The 10,418-nt window shown below is 67.4% G+C and carries 7 protein-coding genes and 2 pseudogenes; 2 read left to right on the top strand and 7 right to left on the bottom strand.

The window, feature by feature from the left end; translation table 11 throughout:
• Positions 1–365 precede the first annotated feature (365 nt).
• The 4 genes and pseudogenes from K8612_RS38405 to K8612_RS38390 all read right to left on the bottom strand — a co-directional run bounded on the left by K8612_RS38405 (position 366) and on the right by K8612_RS38390 (position 3,430).
• On the bottom strand, positions 366–1,412 hold the full coding sequence (locus tag K8612_RS38405) for a hypothetical protein (RefSeq protein WP_223765884.1): 1,047 nt from the start codon (positions 1,410–1,412) through the stop codon (positions 366–368).
• 374 nt (positions 1,413–1,786) lie between these two features.
• Positions 1,787–2,011 (bottom strand): hypothetical protein, encoded by a 225-nt coding sequence (locus K8612_RS38400; RefSeq protein ID WP_223765883.1) that lies wholly within the window; start codon positions 2,009–2,011, stop codon positions 1,787–1,789.
• A gap of 75 nt (positions 2,012–2,086) precedes the next feature.
• Positions 2,087–2,512, bottom strand: a complete 426-nt coding sequence (locus tag K8612_RS38395) for a transposase (protein ID WP_223765882.1) — start codon at positions 2,510–2,512, stop codon at positions 2,087–2,089.
• Between the two features lie 172 nt (positions 2,513–2,684).
• Positions 2,685–3,430, bottom strand: a pseudogene (locus tag K8612_RS38390) (IS5 family transposase).
• A gap of 255 nt (positions 3,431–3,685) precedes the next feature.
• On the opposite strand from K8612_RS38390, the gene K8612_RS38385 reads away from it, so the two are divergent.
• Positions 3,686–6,406, top strand: coding sequence for a VCBS repeat-containing protein (locus K8612_RS38385; RefSeq protein WP_223765881.1), 2,721 nt, complete (start codon positions 3,686–3,688; stop codon positions 6,404–6,406).
• Between the two features lie 259 nt (positions 6,407–6,665).
• Here the strand turns inward: K8612_RS38385 and K8612_RS38380 are convergent, their stop codons facing one another.
• Complete coding sequence (locus K8612_RS38380; protein WP_223765880.1) at positions 6,666–7,691, bottom strand: lipase family protein; 1,026 nt, start codon at positions 7,689–7,691, stop codon at positions 6,666–6,668.
• Positions 7,692–8,066: 375 nt separating this feature from the next.
• On the opposite strand from K8612_RS38380, the gene K8612_RS38375 reads away from it, so the two are divergent.
• On the top strand, positions 8,067–8,588 hold the full coding sequence (locus tag K8612_RS38375) for a hypothetical protein (protein ID WP_223765879.1): 522 nt from the start codon (positions 8,067–8,069) through the stop codon (positions 8,586–8,588).
• Between the two features lie 94 nt (positions 8,589–8,682).
• Here K8612_RS38375 and K8612_RS38370 read toward each other — a convergent pair whose 3' ends face one another.
• Together K8612_RS38370 and K8612_RS38365 are read right to left on the bottom strand one after the other, a co-directional pair.
• Positions 8,683–9,711 (bottom strand): hypothetical protein, encoded by a 1,029-nt coding sequence (locus tag K8612_RS38370; protein WP_223765878.1) that lies wholly within the window; start codon positions 9,709–9,711, stop codon positions 8,683–8,685.
• Positions 9,712–9,796: 85 nt separating this feature from the next.
• Positions 9,797–10,418, bottom strand: a pseudogene (locus K8612_RS38365) (hypothetical protein); the annotation flags it as partial.

Below are 10,418 nucleotides of genomic sequence, written 5' to 3'. Positions count from 1 at the left end.
GACCGCCACCAACTACCTGGCGGTCCTCCATCTGGCCTGCATGATGCTCTGGCTTAATTAGGGACACCCCCTAGGGGAGTGAGGAGGGCGCGGGGGGCCTCTTCATTCGACCTCCATCACAGCGCTCCCGGCCGGTGGACAGGCCGCTTGCGCCCCCTTGGGGTACACGCCTGCGCAGGCCGCGCTCCCATCAGGTGCGTGACAGGGGCCCGGACCTCGTGGCCCCTCTTGAGCCTCAACACCACGCGGCCCGGGGTGGGGTGCCCCCGCTGCGCTCCATTCCCCCGGCCCATGACAGTGGAAGAGCAGGCGCCGCGAAAGGGCGGGGGCGGCGCAGGCCGCCTCGCCGCCCCACTCAACGTCGCTCAAGGCTTCTCACTTTTTCCAGTGGCAAGACGAGACGAGGCATCGGACCAGGGAATGATGAGTTCGTGAAAATGCTCACTGTCTCCTCCCTCCAAGCCCTTGACGAGATACATGACTCCGTTGGCACTGCCGCTCTCACCAAGTGAGTCCATCAACTTCTTGGGGTCGACACCGTGGATGCCTTGAGCTTCGAGACCCACTTGAATCCGCTCCGCCTTCTCGCTCCCCTTGAGTTCGCCCAGTGAGAAGAGAAGGTCATTGACGTGAATGACCTTGCACTCAATGGTCTCTTTCGCCACCACCTCCGTCACCTTGCCGCCGGGCATTTCCTGCGCATACCCGGCCGCTTGATTCTTTTCGGTCGCGATGTAGTGCGCTGCCCATTCGGGACTGGCTGCCTCCGCCTCTTTCGCGTCGGCGGTCGTTGGCCGCGCGAAGAACGCTGCGGCCTTGGGGTCTCCATAGTGGCCTTTGTACCCAATCACGTCGCCGGCCTGGAAGGTCTTGGTTTCAATGGTGACGGGTGTTCGGAAGGTCGCCAGGTTTAGAGCCAGATTGGCTCCGAGCGCCTTGCTATTCCTGTAGTTGACTTTGAGCTCGGGAAGGATGAGCCTGGCGTCGTCGGCGGTGATGTGTTTCGCGTCCAGGGCGTCACACATTTGACGCAGATAGACTTTGGCATCGTCGGATTCAGCATTGATTCCCAGCGCGCTTGCCATTTTGGTGAGCGTGCCCATGTGGGGGCTCGGCGCCGACGCGCCCTTGTTCACCGTCTTGAATACCCCTCCCTTCGGGAGGTCGCGGTGCTCGGCCGCGCGCTTTTCGGGGGACTGGGGAACGGAAATGAGGGAGCTTGAAGCGGATGACGTCGGGCCCCCATAAGAAGACGTCTCGATGGACAGGGGCACAGGTGGGGTCGCGGCCTTGGGTTTCTGGGCGCCCTGGGTCTTGGCCGGGTCCGAAGCCGTGGGTTGCTCGGTGGGAGTCGCCGAGTTGACCTGGTTGCCTGCCGCAGCCCGATTCTTTCCACCGATTCCACCAACCATGATTTCTCCACTCGCCGTCAGGCCATCGCTCTAATGGCTTGCAGGCTCCACCATACTTCCCGTCCTTCCTCATTCCAACAAGTGCCGTGGATGTCGCAGGGAGTGTGATGACCTGGACTGGCGGCGGCGAGGAGGTGTCATGGGCCGGGGTAGTGGATCGTAGCGGGGCCGCAGCCTCCCTCGCGAATGGCTCGCCAGCCCCTTCCCTCTCCCTCGCGTGGACGCCATCCCCCGCCTGCGCCCGGGCGCGAACATGAAGCGAGCCTCCGGGGCGTTGCACCCGCTGGCCGGCCCAGGGGAAGCCCCTCCCCGCCCCCGAACGCGACCAGCGCACACCGCTCCACCTTTGGCGTTGGTGCGAAAGGGCCCGGGCTTCACGTCACCCGCGTGAACGTCCCTTCACGGTCGATCTCCGCCTGCATGGAATAGCCCGGGCTCGGGATCTGCCAATACGCCTTGTCATCAATTGAAAAGCCGAGCATGTCTCCTTCGAGCACCTCCAAGCCGGCCCCGGCGTAGCGGTTGTCTCCAGGGGCTGCCTTCATGAGCGGGGAGGTCCGGAAGCCATCCACTCCCGTCCGGCAGACGGTCAGCCGCACCCCTCCGGGCTCCCTGGCGAAGAGCCGCCAGGCACGGAGGTGGCCGGACACCGCTGAGGCATCCCCTCATCTGAATCAGATAAGCCCGAAGGCTTCGCGGAACACGGCGTGCTCGCGTACCAACTGACCAAACCGCTCCACCAGCGGGAGTAGACGTTCATCGCTCATGCGTGGCATGGCCATTAAGTAGTAGGCGCCTTGAGTAAAGAGCGAGTGCGTCCGCTTCTTCACGGTATTTACCTTCAGGTGCTTGTCATAGCCGAGCGCCTCGCCCGCGGCGCCCAGCGGCGTCAGCAGCACCTGTGCCAGGGCGGAAATGAGCAGCAGTCGATCTCTGCGGTCCGGTGTCTTCACGCGCACCTGCTTGAGGCCCATGCCAAACTTGAGGTCCTTCACGTCTCGGAAGGTCTCCTCGATGGTGAAGCGGCGGGCGTAGGCGTCCATCACTTCCTGGGCCGTAGCCTCATTGAAGCTGGTGGACAGGCACCAGGACTCCTTCATCCCCTTGCGCTTCAGGCACAGGGTTCATCGATCTCATCCGCTGTTCCAAGGCATTGAACGAAAACCCTGCTCGAACTGGCCGAAGCACCGCCCCCACTCCGACGAGTTCCTGCAATGTCCACGTGAAGAAAGGCAGACGGCTTCAGGGAAAACCGCTAGGGGCTGTCCCTGATTAGCGCAGCCAAAGAAGCATGGATGCGACGTGCAGGACGGCGAGGTAGCTGGTCGCCGTCTTGTCATAGCGGGTGGCGACAGCGCGAAAGCGCTTGAGGTCGTGGAAGAAGCACTCCACCCGGTAGCGCAGCCGATAAAGGGGGCGGTCCAACGGCAACGCCCGCTTACGGCTCGGGTTCGAATGGATGACAGGCTTCATTCTGAGCTTTCGAACGTTGGCGCGAATGCGGTCGGCGTCATAGCCAGTATCCGCGATGAAAGCGGCGCCCTCGGCGTGCACCAGAAGTTCTTCGGCCATTGTGGACTCGTGCTGCTGGCCGGGCGTCAGCGCGACATGGAGCGGCTTACCTCCCGTCGTCGTGACGGCGTGAACTTTCGTTGAAAAACCTCCTCGAGAACGCCCCAAAGCATTGCTTCGGATCCCCCTTTTCCGCCCGCGGCGTCCTGATGCGCCCGGACGACCGATGCGTCAGCAAGAGAGCCAAGCTCATCCACGTCGAGCCGCAGCGCCTTGAAGATGGTTTCCCATCGCCCAGTCTTCGCCCAGCGGTGGAAGCGGTTGTAGACCGTCTTCCAGTGACCGAACCGCTCGGGCAAGTCCCGCCACTGCACCCCGGTCTTCACGCGCCACACCACTGCGTTGATGAAGTCACGGTCTCCTCGCTTCGAGCGAGGACCGCTCCTTGGGCCCAGCAGGGGGGCGATGCGGCTCCACTCGGCATCGCTCAGTTCATGTCGGCGCATCGCCCGCGTTGATCATGCCTGGCGCCAGGCAGCAACTCCGATTGAGGCCCTGCCCCAACGTGCCAGTTAGCCGGCACGCTGGGTCGACTCTCGAACACGGGATCAGGGACAGCCCCTAGGCTGCCGGCAGGCTTCCCCTGCGCTCATCCTTTGACCGCAAGGGATTCCAGCTCCCCATCACAAGGCAGTGCCCGCCACGGGAATCCCCGCGCCGTACGCGCGGGACATGCCCTCTCACGTCTGGAGCAACACCTCTTGAAACACCATCCCCTGCAGCTCATGTTGGGAGTGATTGCCCTGCTCTCCTGGACCCGTCAGGCCCACGCGGCGGACTGGGAAGACCTCATCGTCCCGTCGACGTTCCGTCAGGGGCACTATGACCCCGCGGAGCCGACGGTCGCCCCCCGGGGCGTGTACGTCGCGCCCTATTCCATCAACACGGGGGAGACCCCCACCCTCTACATCCAGAGCCCCGAGTCCTTCCGGCTGCGCATCTACCGGCTGGGTTGGTACGGCGGCGCGGGCGCGCAGGTGGTCCACGACTCGGACGCCGCCCCCGCGACGACCTACGGGCCCATCTCGCAGCCCCGCTGCGGCACGGAGACGCCCACCACCGTCCCCAACTACCTGGCGATCCGGCAGCAGGAGGTGGACTACGGCCTGGTGGAGTGCGCGTGGAGCAACCCCGTGCAACCCTCCGTGGGCACGCTCAGCTCCGGGGTGTACTTCGTGCGGATCACCCCGAAGGTGACCTTGCCCAAGGAGACGCTGGCGACGTTCGTGGTGCGCGACGACGCGTCCACGGACCGGCTGGTCATCGTCAATCCGACGACGACAGAGGTCTACAACCCCTGGGGAGAGACGCTGCACACGAGCACCACGGCCCAGCCCTGTGAGGGCTGGTCGCAGTGCCCCTGGCGCGGCATGTACTCCTATGAGCGGGCCACCAAGGTCTCCATGGCGCGCCCATCGTGGAACGTCCCCACCCACTTCAAGACGGACGTCCCGCTGCTGCGCTACCTGGAGAAGAACGACCTGCCGTACACGGTGGCCACGGACTACGACGTCTCGCGCTTCTCGAACCTGCTGACCTCCCGGCGCTCGGCCATCCTCTCCGGTCACGGCGAATACTGGGACATGACCACGCGCAACCGGCTGGAGTCCTTCGTGGCGGGGGGCGGCAACCTCGTCGCCATGGCAGGCAACACCAGCTACTGGCAGATCCGCTACGAGGCCTCCACCACGGGCAACCCGGGCCCCATCATCGTGGGCTACAAGGACAACGCCACCGACACGACGACCCCCTCGTCCGCGTGCCGGCCCGGCGTCACCGTCCCCGCATCCAGACCGGACTGCTCGGATCCGATGCTGTCCGTCAACCCCAGCCTGACGACCACCTGGTTCCGGGCGCCGCCGGTGCACAAGCCGGAGCAGGAGCTGCTGGGCGTGCAGTACCCCATCGACCCGGCGGGCAACACCTTCGAGCTGCCGCTCACCTTCTTCACGGACACCGTGGCGGCCCGCCCCAGCCTGGGCACCGGCATCACCGCGACGGGCGACACGCTCATCGGCCCATACCTCTCCTCGCAGGGCATCTACGTGGGCAACCTGGGGTGGGAGGCGGACTCCATCCATCCCAACCAACTGTTCCGGATCGATCCCACCGCGTGCGTGCTGCCGCTGGGACAGGGGCAGTTCTCCGATGATCCGACGTGGGCCACGAACAACCCGACGCCCTTTGGCAACGAGTTCACCCACCTGGTCCTGTACCGCCCCAAGGCGACCAGCGGCCACGTCGTCGCCGGCATGAGCATGCTCTGGAGCTGGGGCCTGGATGACTGGGCGACGCTGCACAACATGGGAGGCCCCATGGTCTCCCGGGTGGACCCGCGGCTGCAGCAGTTCACCCGCAACCTGCTGGTCTCCAGCGACGGCGCCGGCTTCGGGACCGACTGTGACCGCGGCGTCGACTTCGACGTCTGGTTCGGGGATGCCTTCACGGACACGAAGGCGGACGGCAACGCGGCCCCGTCCGGCGGCGACGGCAGCCCGGTGGAGATGATCGTCAAGGAGCGCGACTACCCGGGCCGCTGGGGCAGCGTGGCCCTGGAGAAGCAGGCGGGCGCCCTGAAGCTGGTGCCCACCTTCAAGGAGGTGGCGCGGCTGACGGACTGGGCGGTGGCCAGCAGCGCCTACAACCTGTTCCTGGCGGACGTGAACGGCGACGGCAAGAAGGACCTCATCGCGCAGAGCCGCGTCAACGGGACGTTCGACGTGGCCCTGAGCAACGGCGACCGCTTCGTCCCCGGCGGCACCTCCTGGCTCACGGGCTGGGCGGTGGGCAGCGCGTATGACGTCTTCGCCGCGGACCTCAACGCGGACGGCAAGGCGGACCTCGTGGCCAAGGAGCGCACGGCGCCGGGGACCTGGTACGTGGCCCTCAGCACCGGGTCGCAGTTCGTCCCCGCGTCGAGCAGTTGGCTGACGGGCTGGGCCGTGTCCAGCAGCGCGTACGACCTGTTCGTGGCGGACGTGGACGCCGACGGCAAGGCGGACCTCGTGGCCAAGGAGCGCACCGGCTCCGGCCTCTGGTACGTCGCGCTCAACACCGGCAGCGGGTTCACGGCGCAGCCCGGCTCGCTCGCGAGCTTCGGGGTCCCCAGCGCGGACCATGACCTGTTCGTGGCGGACGTGAACGGCGACGGCAGGGCGGACCTCGTGGCCAAGGAGCACACCGGCACCCAGGCCTGGAAGGTGGCGCTCGGCACGAGCACGGGCTTCGTGCCCCAGACGTCCGCGTGGCTGACGAACTGGGCGACGAGCAGCAGCGCGTACCGCCTCTTCGTCGCGGACATGGATGGGGACGGAAAGGCGGACCTGGTGGCCCGGGAGCGCAACTCCCCTGGCGCCTGGTACGTCGCCCCCAGCTCTGGCAGCGCCTTCGTGCCGCAGACCGCGCGGCTCGACGCACGCTGAGCGTTCCCATGAGAGCCGGGATCCTGCGCACGCACGGGGTCCCGGCGAATCATGGGGCGAGGTCGAGGACCGGCAAGACAATGCACCGAGGACCTTGAAGCTGGCACGGCCTGCGTAAGCCGCCGTGTCGCTCCCCCAGGACTCATGGACAGGCTTGCCGTCGACCGTGACACGGGCCCTGCTCGGCCTGGGCCGCGACCAGCAGGTGCCAGGCGACATCGAGCTGTCGGTCCTCCGCGCGACGAAGGTGTCCAGGGCCCTACTTCGTCGCCACCCGGCGGTCCGGCGGCTGGGCCACCGGGCGCTGCGGCAGGGCCTTCACGGACGCCTTCGCGGCCGTCACGGCGTCCGCGGTGGGCGCCACGCTGGTGTCCTGGAGCGGCTTGCCCTGGCTGTCCGTGTAGACGCCATCCGGGAAGGCGCCCACGTAGATTTGAGGCGTGGCGGGCAGCGCCTGGGTGAGCACGGTGAGGTGGTTGTCCATCTCGTGCCGGATGGTCGCCTCCTGCGTGCTGGTGTCCCCCAGCGTGTTGTAGAAGAGCACGGCGAACTCCACACCGACCTGCGTGTAGTTGGGCGCCAGCCACGACGGCGGCAACGTGGGCACCACGTCGTACTGGTTGACCACGCGCACCGTCGCCGGACTCGTGACGTATTGGGCGTAGGCCGTCCCCCACGAATCCGCGAGCCCGGCCATTGGCGCCGCGAACGTGACGGTCGTCACGCCCAGCGACGGCTGGCTCACCGCCAGGTCCAGCGCCAGGAACTCCGCCAGCCCCCCGCCCAGGCTGTGGCCCGTCACATAGAGCGTCTGGATGTTGTTCGCCTTCAGCCACGCGAACACCTGCGCCTGCATGGACTGGGGCACGGAGCTGCTCGTGCCGGTGTAGATGCCCCAGAACCCGCTGTGCACCTGCGGCACCGGCGACAGGGAGGTTCCGGAGTACGGCGCGAAGGACGTGGTGGCGTACTGCTCGTCCGCGCTCGTGTCCGCCGACGTCACGGTCCCACGCAGCGCCAGCATCGCCGTGGTCGAATCCGCGTTGGAGGTGAACCACAGGCCGAACGCCTCCGCGACGCCGCCCTTCTGCGGCACCCACGCCGTGAGGCTGCCCACCTGTGTCCAGCCCGAGGGCGCGGAGTAATCCTTGCCATTGAAGGCGGAGTAGGCCGCGACCACACCCTGCCCCATGCCCAGCACCTGGGTCGCGTTCAGCACGGGCTCGGGTGGCGTCGCAAGCAGGCTCGGCTGCGGACGGATGGCGGCAACGGTCGAGGTCGTCATGACGGGCTCCAGGAAGATGCGGCGGGTGGAACGGGGCGACGCAGGCCGCCATCCGTTGCCAGGCACCGATTGCAGCGCCCATGCCGCACGCGGCGCTCCTCGGAGGCCCTCGCGGCGAGGGGTTTCACGCGCGCCTTCGACGCGTCGGTCGACACGACGCCCGACGCGACCCCGCCCCTGGTGACTGGACACATCAACGCCTGACGGCAGTCACCAGGCGCAAGCCCCTGGACCCGGGCGGTGCCTCTCACGCTTCCAGCAAGATCAGCGGCTTACGCACGGCCTGGCGGGTCCGGGGCGCTGGCACGCCCGCTGCTATGTGTGTCCTCGTCGCTGAAAGCAACACCCACTCCCCTTCCCGAAAAGAGACACGTCATGGCCATCCGCGCCGCCGGTCGCTCCACCCCCTCCGTCCCGTCCCCCGCCACCAAGCCCACCCCCTCCCCCACCCAGCCGTCCGCCACCTCCAAGCCCACCACGCCCAACACGCCGTCCTCCGTCTCCAAGCCCAACACGCCGGGCCTTCCTGGCGCCGTGGATGCGTCCCCCTCCGGGAAGGTGGGCGGCAAGATGTCCAACGCGCTGTCGGCCCTGAAGCAGGACGGCTTCGACGCGGCTGGCAGCCTCGGCGGCAAGGCCGCGGAGTTGGGCAAGCTGCTGGAGGGCGCCGCCAACGTGCTGAGCAGCATCGCGCAGTTGGTGCAGGGCATCACCCAGGGCGTGCAGGGCGTTGCCCAGGGCGTGCAGGGTGTCGCCGAAGGCGTGGGCGGCGCCGTGGGCGCGGTGGGCGGCGCGGTGGGTGCGGTGGGCGGCGCCGCGACCAGCGTGCTGTCCCTGGCCCAGGCGCCGATGCTGGACGCGACGGCCGGCATGAGCCAGGCCCCGACCCTGGAGTAGTCCGCCGCGAAGCCTGACGCGGTGACGAAAAAAGGCGTGACGGCGATGAGCCGTCACGCCTTTCTCGCGTCGTCAGGGACCTGCGTGCGCCGCGCTACTCGATGGCGGCGACCTTGTCGTCCTTGCCGAACTTCACCCGCACCTTGGCCGTCTTCGACTTCCAGTAGGTCCAGGTGCTGGACTGGAACGACGGCGTCTCATGCGCGGGCGGCGGGCCCCACGCCATGCGCACGGCGTCGCGGCTCATGCCGGGCTCCACCTCCGACGCGGAGACCCGCTTGCGGTCCTCCGGCGACAGCGCCTCCAGCTTCGCGGCCTGGTCCTCCGGCGCGAACGAGGCCTGGAACAGCTTCCAGGTCTCCGAACCCGAGCGCGAGTCGTTGGTGAACTCGAGCTCCGCGCCGGTCTCCACGACCTTGAACTTCACGGAGGACGAGCCCTTGTCCAGCACCTCCACGCGCGCGTTGAACGGGATGATGGGGCCCTTGAGGTAGTTCACCCAGGACACGGTGCCGTCCTCGAAGTGGAAGTTCGCGGTCGCGTAGTAGTTCTTCTCCACCACGGGCTCGGGAGCGGGAGCGGCCACGGGCTCGTTGCTCAGCCGCACGACCTTGCCATCCGGGCCGAAGTCGACCTCGAACGTGGAGAGCTTCGAGCTCCAGTACGTCCAGCGGTTGCCCTGGAGCGACGGCGTGCGGTGCGGCGGCGGCGGACCGGCCGTCAGGAGCACGGCCTCGCGCGACATGCCCCGGGCCAGCTCTCCGGCGCGGACCTGCTTCTGGTCCTCGGGCGACAGCGCGGCGATGCGCGGGGCCGGATCCTGCTCGGCGAAGAAGCCGGCGAACAGCACGTTGATGGGCTTGCCCAGGCTCCGGTGCGTGACGAACCGGAACTCGGCGCCGGAGTCGACGACCTTGCAGCGCACCTCGTCGTTGTCCCGCTCGAGGACCGCGACCTTCGCGCCCACGGGGATGACCGTGCCCTTGCCGCGGTAGTTCACCGCGGAGAGCTGGTTCTTGTTCAGCAGGAAGTTGGCCTGGGCGTACAGCACCTCGGCCTGAGCCCCCATCGCCGTCAGCAACCCCAACGCGAACACGGCGCTGAGAACATTCTTTCGATACACGCGAAAACCCCCTCGGGTAGGCAACGGCGTGCTTGTAGTGGTGTCACACGCACGGCCGCAAGGGGGTTCGCGGCCTTCACACCCCTCAGGCCGCGGCGCGCGCGCCGTCCCAGTCCTCCACTTCGTAGAGGAACTTCGTGCCGCCCTTGAGCTTGCGGTTGGCGGACGTGCTCTGCACGAAGACGACGTACTTCTCCAGGCTCGCGGGCCGGATGCGCACCGTCTCCCCGGGCGGCAGGCCGAGCATCTCCCGCGCGCGCTCGCCGCTGTAGAGGTCGCCGGACTTGCGGTCCATCAGCACCACCTCCTTGCGGCCCTGGATGGTCTCCGTCTTGGTGAACTCGTAGAAGCCTCGGCCCGTCTTGAAGCCCAGGCCGTTCTCCGTCACGAACTCCTTGATGGCGCTGTCCGCCTCCACCTCCAGCACCTGGAAGCGGCCCGGAGGCACCGCGCGCAGGTCCGTCTCACCGAAGAGCGTGGACGCGGCCCGCTTGAGCATCGTGTTGAACATCGCGTTCAGGCCGCGGTTCATGCGGCCCTCGCGGGACACCTCCGCTTCGTATGCCTGGAGCTGCGCGTCCGAGGACTGCTTGTAGCAGACGGCCAGCAGCATGTCGGTGACGTGGGAGAACTGATCCAGGCTCAGGTGGAAGCCGCCCGACTTCTCCGCCAGCTCCTTGTAGAACGACGTCGCGTGGCGGCGGTTC

This window comes from Corallococcus sp. AS-1-6 (assembly GCF_020037015.1).
GTDB lineage: Bacteria > Myxococcota > Myxococcia > Myxococcales > Myxococcaceae > Corallococcus.
Note: the sequence above shows the minus strand (reverse complement) of the source record. Positions and strands in the feature narration are given on the sequence as shown.

Excerpts from the sequence above, each read along its gene's own strand:
- K8612_RS38405 (WP_223765884.1), bottom strand. The coding sequence starts at position 1,412 with ATGGTTGGTGGAATCGGTGGAAAGAATCGGGCTGCGGCAGGCAACCAG.
- K8612_RS38395 (WP_223765882.1), bottom strand. The coding sequence starts at position 2,512 with ATGAAGGAGTCCTGGTGCCTGTCCACCAGCTTCAATGAGGCTACGGCC.
- K8612_RS38380 (WP_223765880.1), bottom strand. The coding sequence starts at position 7,691 with ATGACGACCTCGACCGTTGCCGCCATCCGTCCGCAGCCGAGCCTGCTT.
- K8612_RS38375 (WP_223765879.1), top strand. The coding sequence starts at position 8,067 with ATGGCCATCCGCGCCGCCGGTCGCTCCACCCCCTCCGTCCCGTCCCCC.